Below are 20,241 nucleotides of genomic sequence, written 5' to 3' on the forward strand. Positions count from 1 at the left end.
TCATCATCCCCGCCAGCCCCGTTCTGACCGCCCGGATATCCAACCAGATTGCTTTTTTATTGTGTGTCCCTCGATACTTGTGCCGAAGAACAGGCGTCACTTAATTCATTGATATCGATGGTAACTTATGATTGAGTTAACAGCAACAATAGCATCTTGGGGTGATTGTTCCGGTGAAAGTAACATTGCTGACAAACCTTGTTGCCCCTTACCGGTTTGCCAGTTATTGCGCCCTGCATCAGCGCGCCTGTAATGCCGGTGGCGCGTTGACGGTTATCTGTACCAGCAACACAGAACCCCAGCGCAACTGGCCGGAACGCACGCCCCCTTTCTCACAGCAACATCTGCGCGGACTGCATGTTCATCTTGGTGAAAATCGTCTGCTGACCATCCCGTCCGGGATCTCTGATGCAGTTCGATCAACTGCCCCGGATGTGTTGGTTCTTGTCGGATTTGGCATCGCCCAGTGGCGGGCATGCAATTGGGCCGCCAAGGCCGGTATTCCGGTTATCGTGCAGTTTGATGGCTGGTCCGGATCGGACGATATCTATAGCAATCCCATTCGCCGCTATATCCGCCGTCACATGCTGCAAAAGGCCGATGGATTTATCGCCGCCAGTATGTTGGGCAGGCACTGGTTTGAACTGCAGGGCGTTTCAGATAACCGCATCCTGATCTCGCCAATCCCGATATCTTTCTCCGTCAACGGGGATGCAGAACTTCAATCACATCGCAGATTTGACGACCGCGAATATGATCTTCTGTGGTGCGGGCGGACGACAACGCGCAAGGGATTTGGATGTTTTCTTGAGATTGCCAGTGCTCTGATTACTTCCGGGACCATCAGCAAGATCGGCATCATTGGCTGCATCGATATGGATCGAACCAAATCCGAGCTGCAAAATTTCGGCCTTCCTGATCAGATCGATCTTTATCCTCAACTGCACCCGGATCAGCTTCCGGCATTTCTTGCCAACAGCAAACTTTGCCTGTTTCCAAGCCAGAATGATGCCTATGGCCTTGGTGTGATCGAGGCGATTTCTTGTGGGGCTGTTGCACTGGCAAGTGATGCGGTTGGTTGCGCACCTGACATGCTTGATCCCGATGAAATCCTGTCCTCGAACGGGTTGGCGGACTGGGTTCGCGCCTGTCAAAGACTGCTCGACAATCCCGCCATTTGGCAGCAAACCCGACAAAATCAGGCGTCTCGAATAACGCAAAACACCCCGACACATCATGCCGAAACCCTGTGGCAGGCGATCAATCAGGCAGTACAGAAACCCGCAGGGGTAAGGCAATGGAACTGATCCGGCCTGTATCCCGACCACAAAAATCGGCCCCGACCGTATGGATGGTCAGCCGGGTTGATCAGGCAGCCATTCTCGCATCACATCTTGCCCGTCACAACCGGCTGATCCGTTGGGACAGTTTCTGGCGGCATGACGGAACCGGCCCCCTTACCCCGGCCAACCGTCTGACCGATCCGGTATTGGCCAAGGTTTCCGGTCGACATCTGGTCCCCGATCTTCTGGCCAAGGTCGCGCGCAAAATTCGTCTGCCTGCCTATAATCTTTATTCGGATGTTCCCCTTTCGATGCTCACAGCCCTGCACGCCCCGAGAGCCGATATTTTTCATGGTCAGGGCAATTACAGTCTACCCGCCATGCAGCGCGCCAAGGCCCGGGGCATGATAACCATCGCGGATATTACCGGCCAACTCGCCGAAACCCGTCACAAGCAGTTGGGCGAGGAATATGCATCCCATAACCGGACCTATCGCGAAATTTCCGGTTTTCTCGCCCGTCGAAGAACCAGGGAAGCCCTTTTTGCTGATGCCGTATTTGCGCCATCCGATACGGTTGCGGGCGGCCTTCTTGATTGCGGCGTCGCACCGCAGAAGATTTTTCTGGTTCCCTTTCTTTCACCGCATTGCCAGGCACTGCTCGCCCGCGCACGTCCTGAGCGACAGGAAACCGTCATCCGTGTTCTCTATGTCGGCAATCTGTCGCTTGCCAAGGGGATCGCCCATCTGCTTGACGCTTGGTCCTTCTTGCGTACGACATACCGGGTGCGCATCAAACTGACTTTGGTCGGGCGGGTTCAGCCATGCGCCCGATCACTGATCGAAAATCTTCCCGATGGATGTGAATGGCTTGGTCCCTTGTCGCAAGACAAGGTCGCAGAGTTGATGCTGGGCTCGGACATTTTCGTGTTCCCCAGCCTGTCGGAAGGCAGCAGTCTGGCCGTGATGGAGGCCATGGCAGCAGGTTGTTGTGTCATCACCACCTTTGATGCCGGAAGTCCGGTAGTTAATCACATAACCGGGCTGATCATCCCGCCGCGAAATTCCGATGCAATCACCAGCGCCGTTTCTGCAGTGATCGAAAATCCGCAGATGCGCAAAAGTCTGGCGCAGTCTGCCCGCGATCAGATTTCGGAAGATACAAAGACCGGCTATGGCAACCGGGTGGATGCGGCCTATGACGCCGTTTTATCGCGTCATGGATAAAGTCATCAGCATCGTTGCAGGCAATCTTTTTCCACTGTGGCTGGTCGGAGCAAACCTGATTGCGCGGCTGGGCGGGATGATCATCCTTCTATTGATCGGGCACAGCTTTTCCCCGGAAATCTTGGGCAGCTATTTTACGATGCTGGCAACGGCCGGGCTTGCCGTCACCGCAACCCAGGCCGGAAGTGGCCCGCTCCTGATCCGCCTTATGCAAGGTGGCGCATTGCCCAAAGCCTTGTTTGTTGTTGCGATCAGATTGCTGATTGCCGGGCTGGCTGTATCGATCCTTGTCAGCAGACCTGAATTCGAACTCAATATGCATTGGCCGTTTCTGATCATGCCGGTTGCCGCGGCCCTGTCCCCGGACTGGGTGATCGCAGCACGAACGGAGTTTGGCCATCTTGGAAAAATTGCGCTGATCGCGCAGGCAACCGGCATCACCTTCGCCGTCATTGCAGCGGAACAAACCAACGATTTTCTGTTGTTTACCATCGCCCCCGTAATCTCTTTTACGGCATTTCTATCAGCCATATTTCTGGCCCTTAGGCCCACCACATCGCGACGAAAACCCGTCAATGCAGATGCGCTGGATATTCGACAAAGTATTGGCCTGATCGGCTTCACCCTGCTTGCGGGGTTCTTGCCCAATCTTGATTTCGTTTTGCTTGGCAATGGTGAACACAGCCTGTTCCTTGCTCAACGCATTTTCCTGTTTTGTGGCGGCTTGGTTGCGGCCATTTCCGCGACATTCTTTGCCAAACAACATGGCGGACTGGCACGTGATTTATGGTTTTTTGTTCCGATGTCGCTGGTCTCACTGGCATTGCTTGTCGGCCCGGATCAGATTGCAAACCTGATCTATGGATCATCTGAGGCCACGCTGATTTCAGTTCTTCAAAACGGCGCGTTCTGGCCGTTGCTTCTGGCACTTGTCACCCGGCAATGCCTGATCTTGCAGGAAACAGCTCGTGCTGCCTGGGTGGGATGGTTTCTTCTTTTCATGCTTGTGGGTTCAGCGGCCATTCTGCCGAACCATCAGGACGCAATTGAGCTGATCATCACCTGCCAACTTCGCCTTGCCGCGATCTATATCGTCCTTTCTGCTTTCCCGTTTTGGTCCAAAGGTCGTGAGGCCCGCTTATGACCAAACTCGATGTCAGGATCGCAAATAATCGACTGGTCACCGGACAATTTGGTGATGTCAGGTTTTCGAATTGGGGCGTTGAATGCTCTGACCGCCATTCCTTTGTCACCCTGACGGATATTGCGCGCAATGCACACCAGACGGACGGCATCTGGCATCTTTCAGGCGGACGCCTCAAGATTGATCTGGAAACAAGGCTGATTGAACCTGACGGCCTCAGCATTCAGGCCCGATTTACCGCACTTGATGACATCGCCCTTCAGGATGCTGTCGTCCGCCTTGTCTTTGACAGGCAGGGTATCGACCATGGCGTGATCGCCGACAAAAAATTCCGGCACACCAATAGTGATAAATACCGTCTTCATTCCGTTGATCACGCTCAACTGATCAGCACATCAGGCAAGCACGTGTTGGTCACCCTCAAAACTGCCGATGGCGCGGAACGATTTGCGCCGTATCTTTACCTGCGGGATCGCGATGATCACTGGATCATTCATGCCCGGTTGCTACCACTGGAACCGGTTGACCATGTCTGGCTGCGCTGGGCCAATCGTTTTTTCACCCTCTCAGCCCCCGATTGCCTTGCCCGGCTGCTTTGGCATTTCGGTCCGACACGCCATTTCCTGTGGCGTCTTCGCGAACGGGTGGGGCGAAACTGGCCCGAATTTCAGGCCATACCGCTTAATAAAATCAGGCAAGGCCAGTCCCTGTCGCTGGAGGTCACATGTCACTTTCGCTAACCCCCGATGATATCACCCGGCGGTGCAACAGACTGGCGCGGATCATCGCCGATGACCTTGCAGACCGCCAGACCCGCGACGGCAATTTCCCGCTCCCGGAGTTTTACGCAAAGGGTTTTGCATGTGCCCTTTGGACGAAGCTTGATCCGCATAACTTCAAGGAAAACGTAAACCGCGCACTTGATGCCCTGATCGCCGAAGTTCCAGATCGGACATATCATCGCGAATTCATCGAATATGCCCTGCTCGCCATTCCCGGCTTAAGCAACGACACCCGCAACAGCATCCTTAAAAACACGCGCAATCTGGCCCCTGACGTCGCGAACTGGCAAATCCTTGGGCTGAGGAACCATCAGGCAAAATCTTCCAGCTTTTTCAACAAATTGCTTGGACTTCTGCATACGGGTTTCATTCGTTATCGTTACTGGCGTTCACCCGTTTTCCTTGACCGCCCCGGATGCTTTTCAGCGCAATATCATGCATTTTGCGCAGCCCTGCTTTCGGACAGCCCGAACCCTTCTGATCGGGTCATTGCGTCAAAGGCAACCGGATTGATCGCCGCACTGGTTGGGGATCATGGTTATGCCAATCTGCTGGGGCGTGGCGCAGGACAAAGCTTTGGCGCTGTTTGCGCGCTTTATGTTCTGATGAAACACGGGTTCCATCCACAGGCGGAAGCCGTCCTCTATCGACTTGAAGAAGCCATCCTCAATGCTGCCACAATGCCGCTCAATCCTCTGGCGGCAAGGCCATTACCTGAAAATCCGGGCCCGACGAACCCGCAAACACCGGGCTGGTACAGCTATAACCGCCATGATGACTATCTGGCCTTTGCGGGATACTGGTTACACCGGGCAGCGACCCTCAAACCCGCTGATACGCCAGCCGGGCAATCCATTCAGTCACCTCTGATCTTTCTGAAAATCACCCAATCCTATCACGCCCAAATGGCCCTTGTTGGCAAGCAGTCCTTCGACGTTTCTTCATCGCCCGTCATTACCGCAGGGCATGGGCAGGATGCGATATTGCTTCTGCCCCCGACCGGTGGCGAGACGGATCAGCAAAGCCTTTATACCCCCACGTCCACCCCGTTACCGATGGCCTCCGACGGACAGGTCGGCCTATTCCAGAAGGCCCAACGCGTTTCCAAAACGGAAGTCCGAATACAATTCTCCCTTGCCGGAAAACAGGGGTCCCGAACCCTCACCTTTGCCGATGACGAAATCTGCATCACGGATCACTGTCCCGACCCTGTTTTCGGGAAACCCGACCTGTTTCGATTGTTATTCAACGGCGAGCTGGGCCTTGCCCGTATTTCAGATCATGAGCTTTATGTTGAAAGGCTGGGTGTCCGAATTCACTGCGATCACCCCATTTCGATTGATCAAAACGATACCTACACGACTGCCGGACCTGCGCAGCGCATAACGGCACCGGGCTGCAATCACGCAAAACTTTCGATCCGTTGGGGGACGGGCCATGTCTGACGCAATCACCGTCGTCACAACGGTTTATAATGGCGAGGGCTTTCTGCGATCCTGGGCCAATAACCTGCAATCTGTCCTTCAACCGATTGATCGTGCCATTCTTGTTGATGATGGATCAGATTGCCCTGTAGCACTGCCTGAGGACCTTGCAAAGGATCATCGTTTCAAGCTGATCACCTCTGCTCGGATCGGGCGGGGAGCGGCGCTTAACCTTGCCATTGAAAACAGCTCGACCGACCTGATCACCATTCAGGATATTGATGACATTTCTCTTCCCGACAGATTTGCACGACAGGCAGCCATTCTTGCCAAATATCCTGAAGACCTTGTTTTTGCGCGCTCTCTGACGGATCGAAACACCCTGTTCAACGCGCGCCTCCGCAAGATTAATCCAGCGCGCTTGTATCTTGGCAATCGCCTGCATCATTCGTCCCTCGCCTTTCACCGTCGCGTCTGGGCCAGGGCAGGCGGCTACGCCACCGATCTTCCCTGTTGCATTGACCTTGATTTCTATCTGCGCGCAAGCATCCATGCCGGTGCGACCTTGCGGCAATTAACTGCGCCCCTGATCAGTCGCAACCTCGATCCGACAGGGCGCTATTTCGCCACCATTGAACCGGATGTCTATGACACCACGCGACGCAAGGTTCTTGATCAATATCGCCCGGAAATAGCCAGCTCTCTGTGGTTGCTGCTTGAACGTTTTCGCGAAAGACGGGGCGGAACAAACGCATGAGCAAGCGCGCCAAGATTATCGCCATGGTACAACTCCCGCCCCCCATGCATGGGGCTGCGAAAATGAACCGGCATGCCATCGACGCCCTGTCACGGGTGTTCGACCTTCATGTCATCGAGATGCATTTTTCAAAGGATCTGTCCGATATCGGTCGCCCGACCTTTGGCAAAGTTTTTCATGCCATATGGCTAGCGCTTCGCCTGATCTGCACCCTGCCTGCCAGCCGTGCATTTTACATATGCTTTGCACCACGTGGTGCGGCCTATTACCGCGACAGCCTTTATGTCCTGATTGCCAAACTGTTTCGGGTTCCGGCCATCATCCACCTGCATGGGCGCGGGTTACCCGCAATGCGACAAACGCGTTTCTCCGCATGGTTCCAGAAAGGGGTCTTCTCCGACCAAACCGTCATCCTTCTTGGCGAAACACTGCGTTCAGAAATCACCGGTCTGAATTGCGCAAGCACCATCATTGCCAATTGCCTTGATGATGATGCCTTCGCCAAGCCCGTATCCGAGCACTGGAAGCCCCAAACACCCTTGCGGTTATTGTGGCTGTCCAACCTGTTTCGCGCCAAGGGCCTTGAAACCCTGCTTGCAGCATGTGCTCTTCTTGATAATCAGAACATCGCTTTTGAACTCACCATTGCCGGGGCGTCTGGCGACATCAATCCGCCGATGCTGCGTGAGTTACTGCACAGCTATGGCATTGATGCCAATACCCGATATATCGGCCCTGCAACGGCGCATGAACGGAAGATTTTGTTCAGAAGCACCGATCTGTTCGTCTTTCCCACCAACTACGCAAACGAAGCACAGCCGCTTGTCGTGCTCGAAGCCATGGCCTCGGGTATTCCGGTGATTACAAGTGCCATCGCAACCCTTCCGGAATTTGTCATCCATGGCCAAACCGGTTGGCTTTGCAGGCCAAATGGCCCTGAAAAGCTTGCCCAAACCATCATCGATGTGACCCGTTCAGCAGATACAACCCATCAGGTACGGGTAAATGCGCGCTCAGTCTGCGAAACCCGTTTCACGCGCGACCGCTTTACAAAGGAAATCATATCCACCATTCGGAATGCGATGAGGTGAGATGAAATAAGTCACCTGACCTCTTCACAGGGTGATCAAACCATCCCACAATGACGCTAATTCAGTAGATCGAGCACAAACACATGACCCGCGATGAGTTCAATGCCTTTTGCAAATCCCTGCCCCAAACCACCCATGTGGTTCAGTGGGGTGGTGCCGATGTCTGGAAAGTCGGTGGCAAGGTCTTTGCCATTGCCGGATGGACCAAAAACGAGACGCTTGGCATCACTTTCAAGACATCTGAAATCGGCTATGAGGTTCTAAAGGAAATGCCGGGTCTGCGCCCTGCCCCCTATCTGGCATCACGCGGGATGAAATGGATCCAGCATTATGACGAACCGGGTCTTGGGGATGATGATCTTCGTGATCATATCAAAAGCGCGCACCGCATCGTCGCCAAGGGTTTGACGAAAAAGCTGCAGCGCGCGCTTGATCTTTATCAGGATGAATAAGCGAAGGTCTTGAACAGGCTTACAAACGCCAAAGATCAATACCGGCCGGAACCGCATCGCGCGGCAGAACCGCCCGAACGTCGGCAACAAAGCCCTTGCCATCTTTCAGAAGACCCTGAACCAAAGGCCAGCCCTTGGCGACATATTCCTTGTGCGATACCGCAAGAATAAGCGCATCCGCCGGTTTCAGATCAGCATCACCACACAGCTTGAGGCCATCGAACTCATGGATGACTTCCCCGGCATCGGCATGAACATCATGAACCTGTACCGTGATACCGGCATCTTCAAGTGAACGGATGATATCAATCACACGCGTATTGCGGATGTCAGGAACATCTTCCTTGAAGGTGAGGCCAAGGACCGTCACCGTCGGGTTCTTGGTTGCCCCTTCACGCAGCAATGCTCGGATCACTTTATTGGCAACAACTTCACCCATCCCGTCATTCACACGACGACCGGCCAGAACCACCTGCGGGTAATAGCCAAGTTCTTCGGACTTGTGGGTCAGGTAATAGGGATCGACACCGATGCAATGACCGCCGACCAGACCCGGGGTGAATTTCAGGAAGTTCCACTTGGTCCCGGCGGCTTCAAGCACATCACGGGTATCAATGCCCGCGCGATCAAAGATCAGCGACAATTCGTTCATCAGCGCAATATTCAAATCACGCTGGGTGTTTTCAATCACCTTCGCAGCTTCGGCAGCCTTAATCGTCGGTGCCTTGTGAATACCGGCGGTGACAACACTGCCATACACATCGGCAACAATATCAAGGGTCGCCTGATCCTGACCCGATACGACCTTGGTAATCGTGGTGAAGCGATGTTCGCGATCACCCGGATTGATACGTTCTGGCGAATAACCGACCGTAAAATCAGATCCGGCTTTCAGACCAGAAAGTTCTTCAAGGATCGGAACGCATTCTTCCTCGGTCGCACCGGGATAGACCGTGCTTTCATAGACAACGATGTCGCCCTTTTTAAGGATGGTGCCAACGGTTTTTGATGCGGAACGAAGCGGGGAAAGGTCCGGACGGTTTGAGCTGTCAATCGGGGTCGGAACCGTCACGATATGGAAGTCTGCCGCACGCAGATCCTGCGGATCTGCAGTCAACAACAGGTCCGCAGCGGCAAGCTCATGATCATCGACTTCGCCCGTCGCATCATGTCCGGCTTTGAGCTGCGCAATGCGTGCCTTGTTAATGTCAAAGGCAACAGTTCGCCCTGTCGCGGTCCCGAATGCAACTGCAACCGGCAATCCGACATAGCCCAAACCGATAACTGAAACCTTACGCCCGTGGCTCATTGCTCAACCCTTACAAGATATGCTGAACTGACTTCTAGCCAGCCCCCGTCCAACCGTCAATAATCGAGATCAAATAGAAACAGGGCACCAAAGTTTTTGGTGCCCTGTCTGAAAAATCAATGTGCGACGGGCCTTAGCCCTTCACAACAATATTGACCAGCTTCGGGGTCGGCTTGGCGATGTAGATCACCTTGACGATCTCTTTGCCTTCAATATGACGGGCAACGTTTTCGTCTGCCTTGGCAAGGGCTTCAACCGTTGCCTGATCGGCATCGGCTGCCACCATAACGGAACCGCGTTTCTTGCCATTGACCTGAACCGGGACTTCGAACTCGTCATCCTTGGCCTTTTCGGCATCGAATTCCGGCCAGTCGAACCTGATCACCGATTTTCTGGTACCGAATTCATCGGCTGCCATCCGGCTCATCAGCTCCTCGCCCAGATGCGGGGCAAACGGGGCCACCATCAGGGCCAATGCCTTGGCATGGTCATCATGAACCGCATTCTGCTTGGTCAGCGCATTGGTCAGTTCGATCAATGCCGCAATTGCCGTGTTAAGGCGAAGATCGGCAATATCGCCGGTAACCTTGGCAATGGTCTTGTGCAGAAGCGTTTCGATCTTGCCATCAACGTTATCGGTCCGTTCCATCTGGGTCGTGACTTTCCAGACGTTGGACAGGAAACGCATCATGCCAACAATGGCATCGGACTGCCATGGCTTGGAGCTGTCAAGCGGCCCCATATACATCTCGTACGTTCTGAACGTATCGATGGTGTACTGGTCGCAGATTTCCTCGGGCGGGATACCGTTCTTGTAACGCTTGCCCATCTTGCCCGGAACCGTAATCAGGGCCTCGCTGGTTTTGGCGTTAAACGGTGCCTTTTTGCCGTCGACATCGCGCATTTCAACATCATGGATGTCGACATAAACGCCACGCGCGTCGGTATAGGCATCGGCCGTAATCATGCCCTGGTTAAACAGTTTCTGGAACGGTTCAGGGGTTCCGACATAGCCAAGATCAAACAGTACCTTGTGCCAGAAGCGCGAATACAGCAGGTGAAGAACCGCGTGTTCCGCCCCGCCAACATAAAGGTCAACCGCGCCCGGAAGCGCCTTGCCATCCTTGTCCGTACTATTTGCCCAATAGGCCGCCGCATCGTCGGAGGCAAATTTCACATCATTTCTGGCATCGAAATAGCGCAGATAATACCAGCAAGACCCCGCCCAGTTCGGCATGGAGTTGGCATCACGTTTGAACGCGCGTACTTCGTAATCTGCAGCATCATGGGCGTATTTTGAGCCGACCGCAGCATCGACCGGCAGAACAGATCCGTCCGAAAGAACAATCCCGGTGACTTCCATCCATTCCTTGGCGCGCGCCAATGGCGGTTCCGGCTCGGAATTGGGGTCTTCGTTCGATTGCGGTTTGAAATCGGTCATTTCGGGCAGAACAACCGGCAAGGCCGCCTGCGCAATGCCGTGAACCTGATCGGTTTCCTTATCAAACAGAACAGGGAACGGCTCGCCCCAGTACCGCTGACGCGAGAACAGCCAGTCGCGCAGTTTATACTGCACACGACCACGACCAATGCCCTTGCCTTCCATCCAGTCGATGATTTTGGCCTTGGCATCCGGGGTTGAAAGACCGTTGATCGAAACCTCGTCATTGGCGGAATTGATCGTCTCGCCAATTTCGGTCTGGGCAACCTTGAAGCTGCCCGGCTCTGCTTCATAGCGAGCAAGCAACGCTTGCGCATCCAATTCACCCGCATCCGCTGGCGCATTGTCCTTAAGCCAGCTATCAGACGGCTTGGTGGTTGCCTTGATCGGCAGGCCGAATTTATGGGCAAATTCAAAGTCGCGCTGATCGCCGGCCGGAACCGCCATGATCGCGCCGGTGCCATAGCCCATCAGGACATAATCGGCAATCCAGACCGGGATTTCTTCACCGGTGACCGGGTTGGTCGCATGGGCACCAATGAACACACCGGTCTTTTCGCGTTCGGCATCATCCTTGGCCGAAACAGCCTTAAGCTCGGACGCCTGCGCACGATAGGCAGCAACATCGGCCTTTTTGTCGTCAGCGCACAGCACATCGACCAGCGGATGTTCGGGTGCCAGAACCATATAGGTCGCACCAAAAATCGTGTCCGGGCGGGTGGTGTAAACGGCAATCTTGTCTTCAGAACCGTTCGAAAGTTTGACCGGGAAATTGACACGCGCGCCAACAGAACGGCCAATCCAGCCCTTCTGCATTTCAACAACACCGTTTGGCCAATCCAGCCCTTCAAGATCGGCCACCAGACGATCGGCATAATCGGTAATGCGCAACATCCACTGTTTCAGCGGGCGCTTGTAAACCGGGTAATCGCCACGTTCGGACTTGCCTTCGTTGGTGACTTCCTCGTTCGACAGAACCGTGCCCAGCATCGGGCACCAGTTGACCGGAACTTCATCGACATAGGCCAGACGCCCGCGATCAATCGCACGGTCGATTTCCTTGCCTTCGGCCTTAACACCTTCGCCGATCACGGCTTTGGGCTGCGGCACGCCATCTTCGTCCAGCAACCACGCACCACTTTCAAGCAACGGGCGCAGCTCGGCAATCGGGCGGGCACGACCAGTGATGGTCTGACCCTGCGGGCCTTTCCATTCAACAGTCGGGTCATAGAAGCTGTTAAACAGCTGCAGGAAAATCCACTGCGTCCATTTGTAATAGTCGACATCGGTGGTGGCAAAACGACGATGCGGATCATGGCCAAGGCCGATCACCTGCAACTGGCGCAGCATATTGTCGATATTGGCTTCGGTCGTGATGCGCGGATGCTGACCGGTCTGGATCGCGAACTGTTCTGCGGGCAGGCCAAAGGCATCAAAGCCCATGGAATGCAGAACGTTATAGCCACGCATGCGTTCGAACCGTGCCTTTACGTCGGTCGCGATATAGCCAAGCGGGTGACCGATATGCAGGCCAACCCCACTTGGATACGGGAACATATCAAGGATGACGCTTTTCTTTTTGGACGCGTCAAAATCGGCATCGCCCGGGTTCGGGGTACGATAGGTATCGTTTTCCCGCCAGTAATCCTGCCAGCGCTTTTCAAATTCCCGCGCACTTTCCTGATAGTTCGCCACGCTCTCTCAACTCCTGCATGTCGGGGCCCGTGGTCGGCATCGGGCGCCGGTCCAAAACCGCGCCTGCCATACCCAACCGGGTTCAAAAATAATCTTAAGCAGTGTTCATAAGCGGGCTTTGGCCCGCGTGCAACATCAGATCGACTGGAATCAGCGGAAATACAGACGATTTTCGCAATCTCCCATCCGCAATTTGCAAGGCGGCATTGCAGCCCCATCAACCCGCGCTTGCGTGACAAGACTGGATTTTTCACCTGCACCATGCCATATTAGGGTCACGGATTTATCAGGCAACGGGTCGCGCATGAAAATGCCACGCGGCTTTTGTCTGGCGAAAGTGCTGATCGCAAACGATTTGTGTGTGGCACAGCTCTCAAAGATCTCGTCCAGGGAGGACGATTATGGATATCACCATTGGTGGCCTCACGTCCCAGCAGTCTGGCGCGTCCTCGCGTTCGGCCCAGTCCTATTTGCCCGGACAGAGTGACTCTGAAAAGACCGGCAATAACGGCACTTCGGCCTTTGCGGCGGCGACCTCTGTGTCGCTGTCATCGGGTTCTGCCAATCGTCTGACCGCTGATCAGGTTGTCTCGGCAATCAATGAAAGCCTGTCCTCGACCGGTATTTCAATCGGCAATGTTGATCCGGGCGATTACACCCCCGAAGCTGTTGCCGACCGTATTCTTGCCCGTGTTGGCGATCTGATTGCCGCCAATGCCAGCTCGGAATCCGAAGCCCGCGACATTTTCGACAAGGCGAGCGAAGGCATCCAGAAGGGCCTTGATAATGCCCGTGAATTCCTTGAAGGCCTTGGTGCGCTCAATGAGGAAATCAACGGCAATATCACCGAAACCGAAGATCGCCTGAACGAAGGCCTTAAATCGATCGAGCAGCGCCTGACCGAGCTGTTTAACAGCAGCGCATCCGAGGAAGCCGCCGAGGCATCAACCCCGGTTCGTGACGAGCAGGTCCTGCAATCGCAGATCACCCAGACCGCACAGGCAAGTCAGGCCTATGCCGAAGCAGGCAGCAACGCCCAGCGCAATGCGCCGCGCTACGGCACCACCGGCTAACAGCCTCCCCTATACAGAGATTCACAAAACCGGCGGCCTTGGCTGCCGGTTTTCTCATGAGAAACGGACAAAAAAACTGCCCACACTTAAGGGTAGCCTGAAATTAAATCGTTTAATTTCAATAATTTAATGTGAATCAATTCTTTCCCTATACACTTGTACTATCCGGTTGGCTGGTCTATTTTGACAAATAATAAACTGCTCATGTAGAGCAGATCACATTCTGTGACTTTCGAAACGCCTTGCTTGTTCAGGTAGGAACTGCGACATGGCTTTGAACATCATTTCCAACTATGCGGCGAATCTTGCCCATCGGAACCTTTTGGCGTCCGATGCATCGGCAACGCGTTCGCTTGCCAAACTTTCATCGGGTACGCGTGTGGTTTCTGCGCGTGACGATGCGGCCTCGATGGCCATCGGGGCGCGGCTGAATGCCACGGCCCAGGCACTTAAAACTGCCACCGTTAACGTCGGGCAGGCCAATTCCATGCTGCAGATCGCCGATGGCGGCATGGCAACGATTGACGATATCCTTGTTCGGATGAAGACGCTTGCCGTACAGGCATCGTCGGGCAACCTGTCCGATACCGAACGCGGTTTTCTCAATGATGAATTCACCCAGCTCCGTGACGAGATTGACCGTATTTCATCCTCGACCAACTTCAACGGCATTCAGCTGCTGGGCGATGGCGGCGATGTGTCGATCAACTATGCCAACCTCAATTCCGCTGGCCTTGCCGAAGACCTTTCGCCTGCCAACGGTTTTGATAGCATCGGCATCACCGATAATAATTACTGGGCAACAGATGCCAATAATAACGGTGTGACCGACAACCAGTTCAAGCTGCATTTCGTCAAGGTCGGCAATACCGTCATGCTCAATGTGTTTACGACCATTGACGGTGCCACCGACCGCGAACAAAGCATTGATGTCACCGATTTTGCCACCGGCGGGACAAGGGCCCTGACGGCAGGCGAAAAGACGACTGTCAATTTTGACGAACTTGGGCTGACCTTTGATCTCAACCACAATATCAGCACGATCATTGCCAATGCCATCACCCTTGGTTCTGATGGTGCCGGGGCCGATGGTTATGCCACCGCACAGGTGATCGGCGGTGGTGCAACGGTCGGCGACAACAGCACTGTTCAGATGCTGGCCGATAATGGTCAAAAACTTTCGGACAATATCTCGTTCCAGATCGGGGCGGGAAATACATCCAATGACCGTCTTGCCATCTCCTTCCAGTCCGTTGACAGCAGCGCGCTGGGATCGGGGGCAACCGGCACCGAAGACGGGCTTGATGATCTGGGAGCCAACGCCATTTCAACGGCGGCCAATGCCCAGAACGCGGTCGAGGTTGTCACGCGTGCGATTGATGATTTGCAACGCGCGCGCGCCAATGTCGGCACCTATCAGAACCGGCTGGATTTCGCAGGGCAAAACCTTGCGACCATGCTTGAAAATGTCGAAGAAGCCCGCTCGACCCTGCTTGATCTTGATGTCGCTGCCGAGATGACCAACTTCACCTCAAAGCAAATTCTGGTTCAATCAGGCGTCGCCATGCTGGCCCAGGCCAATCAGATGCCGCAAAACCTTTTGCGACTTCTGCAGGGGTAAAACCCCACTACCAAAAAGTCCCAACGAAAGGAAAACCGGCGCGCTGTTTCGCCGGTTTTCTTTTGCCTGAATGCGATGCCTAAACCGTTGGATTATCGGGGCCCTTTCCCCCGTTCTCATCGACCGTAACGCGAAAGATTTTCTTTCCGGCAAACTGGATGCGGGCAAAGGCATCCTCGGCCATAAAGCCCGAAACAAAGGCCATGAAGGTCACAAGATAGGGGCTGATATCGACCTGCCCCGTGCCATCGGGCCCGCCTTGGGTTAACATCAGCATCCCGGCCTCGGTAAACAGGAATATCGCCATGGCGGCCGCTATCCCCTCGCCGGTCAGAACCAGCAACCTTGCCACCGCCGCCCAGCCATTTGCCGGTGCCTGCCGCCCGTCCCTGATCGCTGCCGGTGCAATAACATCCAGATCCGCATCCTCATTCGCATGGCCCTCGCGGCTGGCCTTGGCAGTCGGCTGTGTGCGTGCTGCGAAATTATCGCGGGTAAAGGCCACCACTGCGCCAAGCCCACCTGCGGCGATTGTCACCAAAAGGGTCAACATGATGGTCGGTAACTGAATAAGGTAAAAAAGCGCATTGCCGACCGGATGGGCAAAAAGTGCAACCAGCGCCCTATATTCCGGCCCGCCTTCGCGCTCAAGGCGTTCGATCTCGCGACTGGTCTCGGCAATTTCGGCTGTCAGGTTGGATCGCAACCGGTCCTCATGGTCCTGCCCGGACCGGATATTGGCCCATTCGATCTGCGCCCGCACGCTTTTGGCATCAAACGCCTTGGCCGCCGCACGCACAGCTTCGACCTCGCGCGCGATCTGTTCCTCAAAGGCCGGGTCGGCATCAGCACCAAATTGCAGGCCTTCCAGAACCCTGCGCAACTCGACCATGACCTGAACACCAGCCGCCCGGCGTTCCGCATCATCGCCTGCCTCGCCGACCGGCACATCAAGCAACCCCAGCGGAACCGTATTTTCCCATGGGTCACCACCCGCCTCGCTGGCAAAGCCAGAGGCCTCCAGATCCGTGACAAGTGCAAAGGCCCGGTTGACCGCATCACTTAAACCCGCGACAAATCCCGGATCAAAGGCCGCGCGGTTACGCATCACGATATCGCGCAAACCGGCATATTTGTCATAGGCCGCCCACCAGCCCGCAATCGCCTCCTTGCGCACCAGAAGCCCGATCCGCATCTCCTCGGCCGAACCGGCCTCAAGCATACGCAAATCACGCTTTGAGCGCCGCAAATCCTGGCGCAACTCGGCCTCAAGATAACTTTGAAGAACAATCCGCTCGAGCTTGCCGGGCGTTGACGCCCCAAGCTCCCGCCCCAGAAAATCCCGCTGGATATCGGCGGTAAATCCGGCGAACAGGATCGCCACGAACCCGACATAGAGAACACAGGTCAGGGCAACCAGAATGCCTGATCCGGCAACTTTCCGTAAGGTAATGCGTTGTTCAGGTGCTTCGACCATGCATCATGTTCTCCATCGACACTTTATATCGACGGACAAGCTCTGCGCATGTGAGGGCAACAAAGGATCAACTCAGCCTTTGTTTCAAATGACATTTCTCCTATTGTCAAAGCCAGCAGATCAAAGAAACGAGACACCATGACCGCACAGACACAAACCACCTGGCACCACCTCTCCTCAGACTGGATCAACTGGGCGGACCGGCTGGCCCCGGCAGCCGAGAAGATCAACCGTCATATGATTGAGGCGGCTGATCTGGATGGTCTGGCGCGACTGCGCGCTGGTGCGCCGCTTGATGTGCTTGATCTGGCATCCGGGGTTGGCGAGCCTGCCTTTTCCTTTGCCCGTGCATTGGGCGACGCGGGCGGTCATGTCACCGCATCCGATATCGTGCCGGAAATGTGTGATGGCCTGTCGGCCCGCGCGGTCGAGGAAGGCATTACCAATATTTCGGTGATCCCGGCGGATATGGAAAAGCTTCCATTTTCCGATCAAAGCTTTGATGTGGTGTCGTGCCGGTTTGGCGTGATGTTTTGCACGGATCCCGACCAGGCATTGTGCGAGGCCCACCGGGTTTTGCGCTCTGGCGGGCGGGCGGTTTATATGGTCTGGGCACCGATGGTTGATAACCCGCTTTTTGCCGCCATGGATGCGGTTCTGGGCAACATCCTTGGCGTCGGGTTTGAAAGCGCCGGACTTGATCCCTTTGCCTTTGGCCATCCGGATAAATCGATGATGCGCCTTGAGGATGCGGGCTTTACCGATATTGCTGCCACCACCCATAGCCCGGCCGGGCGCATCCCCGAAAAGGTGGCCTTCTGGAAGCCGCAGATGGATATGCTGTTTGGCAATGTGTTGCGCACCGCATCGGATATGGATCGCGGGGCGATTGATGCGGCGATGTTTGAAACACTTTCACCCTATATCGAAGACGGTCATTTTCAGGTTCCGATTTGTTTTCATGTGCTTAGCGCCAAGCGGGCCTGAGACGCGCATTCCCGTTACCGCCTGATTGTATAAAAATCACAGCATTCCTGCGCGTAACGCATGGTTGCATGCGTGGATTTTTGCTTGCCTTTTGAAGCACAGCGTGGCAAATGCCCGCCCTGAAGCGATGTTCGCTTCCCTGTCGTAGCACCAGGTTAAAAACACGAAAGACATATGATTATGAAGACGATTGTCGTCTGCTCTGGCGGGCTCGATTCCGTCACGCTGGCCTATAAGGTTGCAGCCGAGCACAAGCTCCATTCCCTGATTTCGTTCGATTATGGCCAGCGCCATAAAAAGGAACTCGATTTCGCTGCGCGCACGGCACGCGATCTTGGCGTCAAACATCACATTGTTGATCTGACCCCGGTGGGGGCACTTTTGACCGGATCGTCGCTGACTTCTGATGATATCGATGTGCCCGATGGTCATTACGCCGAAGAAACCATGCGCGTGACTGTGGTGCCCAACCGCAATGCCATCATGCTTGCGGTTGCCTTTGGCGCGGCCGCCAGTGCCGGTGCCGACGCGGTTGCAGCAGCCGTTCATGGCGGGGATCATTTCATCTATCCCGATTGCCGCCCCGATTTCATCAAATCGTTTCAGGCCATGCAGGACCATGCGCTTCAAGGGGTCAGGGACGTCAAGCTTTATACCCCGTTTGTGAATGTCTCCAAGGCCGACATCGCGCTTGAGGCCGGTCGCCTTGGCGTGCCGGTTGATCTGACCTGGTCATGCTACAAGGGCGGGGAAACCCATTGCGGACGGTGCGGCACCTGTGTCGAGCGGCGCGAGGCGCTTGAACTGGCGCGCGTCAAGGACCCGACCGTTTATGTCGATCGCGATTACTGGAAACAGGCCCGTGCCGAACATCGTGCACGTCAGCTGGCAAATAGCGAAAGCGCCACCAGCGTCACCAGCGCGGCCGAGTAATCCCTATAACTTCCTTGCAGCATGGATGCCTGCCTTTGCGGGCGTGACGGATAAGCGGTGAACCTGTCTGGTCTGGCACCGTCATCCCCGCAAAGGCGCGGACCTCGATCCGCGTGCTCATACTGCAAGGCATGAAGACACCGAAAGAAAACCGATGTTTACCATCACCAAACAATTCGCCTTTTCCGCCAGCCACCAGCTGGCCGGTCTTGAAGAAGACCATCCCTGTTCGCGTCTGCATGGCCACAACTATATCGTCGAGGTCGAACTTAAGGGGGCCAACCTTGATGCGCGCGGTTTTGTGCGCGATTACCGCGAACTTGGCCCGCTTAAACGCCTGATTGATGACGAATTTGATCACCGGCACCTCAATGATGTTCTGGGCCATGATCATCCGACCGCAGAACAGCTTGCCCTGTTCTTTTACGAATGGGCGCATGATCGCTGGGAAGAAGTATCGGCGGTGCGCGTATCCGAAACGCCGAAAACCTGGGCGGAATATCGTCCATGACCGCCCTTGATCCCCAGATTGCCGAAATCTCCGAACAGCGGGGAAAAATCCGCATTTCCGAGATTTTCGGTCCCACCGTTCAGGGCGAAGGCGCACTGATCGGGGTGCCGACCGTGTTTGTGCGCACCGGTGGTTGTGATTTTCGCTGTTCCTGGTGCGATACGCTTTATGCGGTCGATCCGGCCTTTCGGGCCGACTGGAAGCCAATGTCTGCGACCGAGGTTCTGGACGAGGTCAAAAGGCTTTCGGGTGGCAAGCCGATCCTGATCACGCTTTCGGGCGGCAATCCGGCGATCCAGCCGCTGGGCACCCTGATTGCCATGGGCAAACAGGAAGGGTTCACCTTTGCGATTGAAACCCAGGGCAGCATCGCCAGGGACTGGTTTGCGGACCTTGACTACCTGACACTTAGTCCAAAACCGCCAAGCTCATCGACCAGCTTTGAGGCCGACGCCCTTCGCGCCTGCATTGATGCCGCACAGGCGCGCGGGATGCTGGATGGCCCGGCCATTACCCTTAAATTCCCGGTCCGTGACGAGGCCGATCTGATGTTTGCCGATTATGTGAGGAACCTTCACATTAGCATTCCGGTCTGTTTGCAGCCGGTCAATACTACCCCCGCCGAACCTCATCCCGATGGTGTGAACGGTGTTGATATCGACGGCCTGACTGCCCGTTATCGCTGGCTGGTGGATGAGGTTGCCAAACGTAAATGGTTTGACGTGCGCGTCCTGCCGCAATGGCATGTCCATGTCTGGGGCAATTTGCGCGGGGTTTGATCCCCGTCCATTCCCGGCAATACCGATAATGCCGCACCCCGGATCAGCTCCAGATCCGGGTAGCGTTCAAATCCGCCAAATGTCGGGATTTAAAGCGGGATCGGGAAAAATATATTTTATGCGAAATAGCTGATCCTTTTCATGGGCATCAGGGTTTTGCCATCCATGGATGCGTGTCCCTGCATTTGCTATTGCCGTGAAAACAACCACTTCCAAGAAGCGGGCGTATTTTGCGCCGCCATATGGAAAGTATTTA

General features: G+C 55.1%; 17 protein-coding genes. 14 read left to right on the forward strand and 3 right to left on the reverse strand.

The features are described from left to right. Positions 1–173: 173 nt before the first annotated feature. From WA318_RS13565 to WA318_RS13600, 8 genes are all read left to right on the forward strand, one after another. Positions 174–1,307 (forward strand): glycosyltransferase family 4 protein, encoded by a 1,134-nt coding sequence (locus tag WA318_RS13565; protein WP_336081886.1) that lies wholly within the window; start codon positions 174–176, stop codon positions 1,305–1,307. Then, complete coding sequence (locus tag WA318_RS13570; protein WP_336081887.1) at positions 1,298–2,509, forward strand: glycosyltransferase family 4 protein; 1,212 nt, start codon at positions 1,298–1,300, stop codon at positions 2,507–2,509. The genes WA318_RS13565 and WA318_RS13570 overlap by 10 nt, the downstream gene beginning before the upstream one ends. Continuing rightward, on the forward strand, positions 2,481–3,653 hold the full coding sequence (locus WA318_RS13575; RefSeq protein ID WP_336081888.1) for a hypothetical protein: 1,173 nt from the start codon (positions 2,481–2,483) through the stop codon (positions 3,651–3,653). Before WA318_RS13570 ends, WA318_RS13575 begins: the two co-directional genes overlap by 29 nt. After that, entirely contained in the window at positions 3,650–4,393 is a 744-nt protein-coding gene (locus tag WA318_RS13580) for a hypothetical protein (RefSeq protein WP_336081890.1), read from the forward strand. Before WA318_RS13575 ends, WA318_RS13580 begins: the two co-directional genes overlap by 4 nt. Then, positions 4,378–5,880 (forward strand): hypothetical protein, encoded by a 1,503-nt coding sequence (locus tag WA318_RS13585; RefSeq protein WP_336081892.1) that lies wholly within the window; start codon positions 4,378–4,380, stop codon positions 5,878–5,880. Before WA318_RS13580 ends, WA318_RS13585 begins: the two co-directional genes overlap by 16 nt. Further along, the gene (locus WA318_RS13590) at positions 5,873–6,616 is read left to right on the forward strand and encodes a glycosyltransferase family 2 protein (protein ID WP_336081895.1); all 744 of its coding nucleotides are present in this window, start codon (positions 5,873–5,875) and stop codon (positions 6,614–6,616) included. Before WA318_RS13585 ends, WA318_RS13590 begins: the two co-directional genes overlap by 8 nt. Then, entirely contained in the window at positions 6,613–7,707 is a 1,095-nt protein-coding gene (locus tag WA318_RS13595) for a glycosyltransferase family 4 protein (RefSeq protein ID WP_336081897.1), read from the forward strand. Before WA318_RS13590 ends, WA318_RS13595 begins: the two co-directional genes overlap by 4 nt. A gap of 83 nt (positions 7,708–7,790) precedes the next feature. After that, entirely contained in the window at positions 7,791–8,159 is a 369-nt protein-coding gene (locus tag WA318_RS13600) for an MmcQ/YjbR family DNA-binding protein (RefSeq protein WP_336081901.1), read from the forward strand. 19 nt (positions 8,160–8,178) lie between these two features. Here the strand turns inward: WA318_RS13600 and WA318_RS13605 are convergent, their stop codons facing one another. Both WA318_RS13605 and WA318_RS13610 read right to left on the reverse strand, forming a co-directional pair. Continuing rightward, positions 8,179–9,468, reverse strand: coding sequence for a nucleotide sugar dehydrogenase (locus WA318_RS13605; RefSeq protein WP_336081903.1), 1,290 nt, complete (start codon positions 9,466–9,468; stop codon positions 8,179–8,181). A 133-nt stretch (positions 9,469–9,601) separates the two neighbouring features. Continuing rightward, the gene (locus WA318_RS13610) at positions 9,602–12,604 is read right to left on the reverse strand and encodes a leucine--tRNA ligase (RefSeq protein WP_336081907.1); all 3,003 of its coding nucleotides are present in this window, start codon (positions 12,602–12,604) and stop codon (positions 9,602–9,604) included. Positions 12,605–13,005: 401 nt separating this feature from the next. On the opposite strand from WA318_RS13610, the gene WA318_RS13615 reads away from it, so the two are divergent. Together WA318_RS13615 and WA318_RS13620 are read left to right on the forward strand one after the other, a co-directional pair. Next, complete coding sequence (locus tag WA318_RS13615) at positions 13,006–13,677, forward strand: DUF5610 domain-containing protein (protein WP_336081909.1); 672 nt, start codon at positions 13,006–13,008, stop codon at positions 13,675–13,677. Between the two features lie 268 nt (positions 13,678–13,945). After that, on the forward strand, positions 13,946–15,298 hold the full coding sequence (locus WA318_RS13620) for a flagellin N-terminal helical domain-containing protein (protein WP_336081912.1): 1,353 nt from the start codon (positions 13,946–13,948) through the stop codon (positions 15,296–15,298). A 79-nt stretch (positions 15,299–15,377) separates the two neighbouring features. Here the strand turns inward: WA318_RS13620 and WA318_RS13625 are convergent, their stop codons facing one another. After that, the gene (locus tag WA318_RS13625) at positions 15,378–16,775 is read right to left on the reverse strand and encodes a hypothetical protein (RefSeq protein ID WP_336081914.1); all 1,398 of its coding nucleotides are present in this window, start codon (positions 16,773–16,775) and stop codon (positions 15,378–15,380) included. A 138-nt stretch (positions 16,776–16,913) separates the two neighbouring features. Here WA318_RS13625 and WA318_RS13630 point away from each other — a divergent pair, with 138 nt between their 5' ends. The 4 genes from WA318_RS13630 to queE all read left to right on the forward strand — a co-directional run bounded on the left by WA318_RS13630 (position 16,914) and on the right by queE (position 19,985). After that, positions 16,914–17,762, forward strand: coding sequence for a class I SAM-dependent methyltransferase (locus tag WA318_RS13630; RefSeq protein ID WP_336081916.1), 849 nt, complete (start codon positions 16,914–16,916; stop codon positions 17,760–17,762). A gap of 180 nt (positions 17,763–17,942) precedes the next feature. After that, entirely contained in the window at positions 17,943–18,695 is a 753-nt protein-coding gene (queC, locus tag WA318_RS13635) for a 7-cyano-7-deazaguanine synthase QueC (protein WP_336081918.1), read from the forward strand. Between the two features lie 154 nt (positions 18,696–18,849). Then, positions 18,850–19,206, forward strand: coding sequence for a 6-carboxytetrahydropterin synthase QueD (gene queD / locus WA318_RS13640; RefSeq protein ID WP_114098584.1), 357 nt, complete (start codon positions 18,850–18,852; stop codon positions 19,204–19,206). Further along, complete coding sequence (gene queE, locus WA318_RS13645; protein WP_336081922.1) at positions 19,203–19,985, forward strand: 7-carboxy-7-deazaguanine synthase QueE; 783 nt, start codon at positions 19,203–19,205, stop codon at positions 19,983–19,985. Before queD ends, queE begins: the two co-directional genes overlap by 4 nt. Positions 19,986–20,241 lie beyond the last annotated feature (256 nt).

It is taken from the genome of Thalassospira sp. CH_XMU1448-2, from assembly GCF_037027285.1.
Classification (GTDB): Bacteria; Pseudomonadota; Alphaproteobacteria; order Rhodospirillales; family Thalassospiraceae; genus Thalassospira; species Thalassospira profundimaris_C.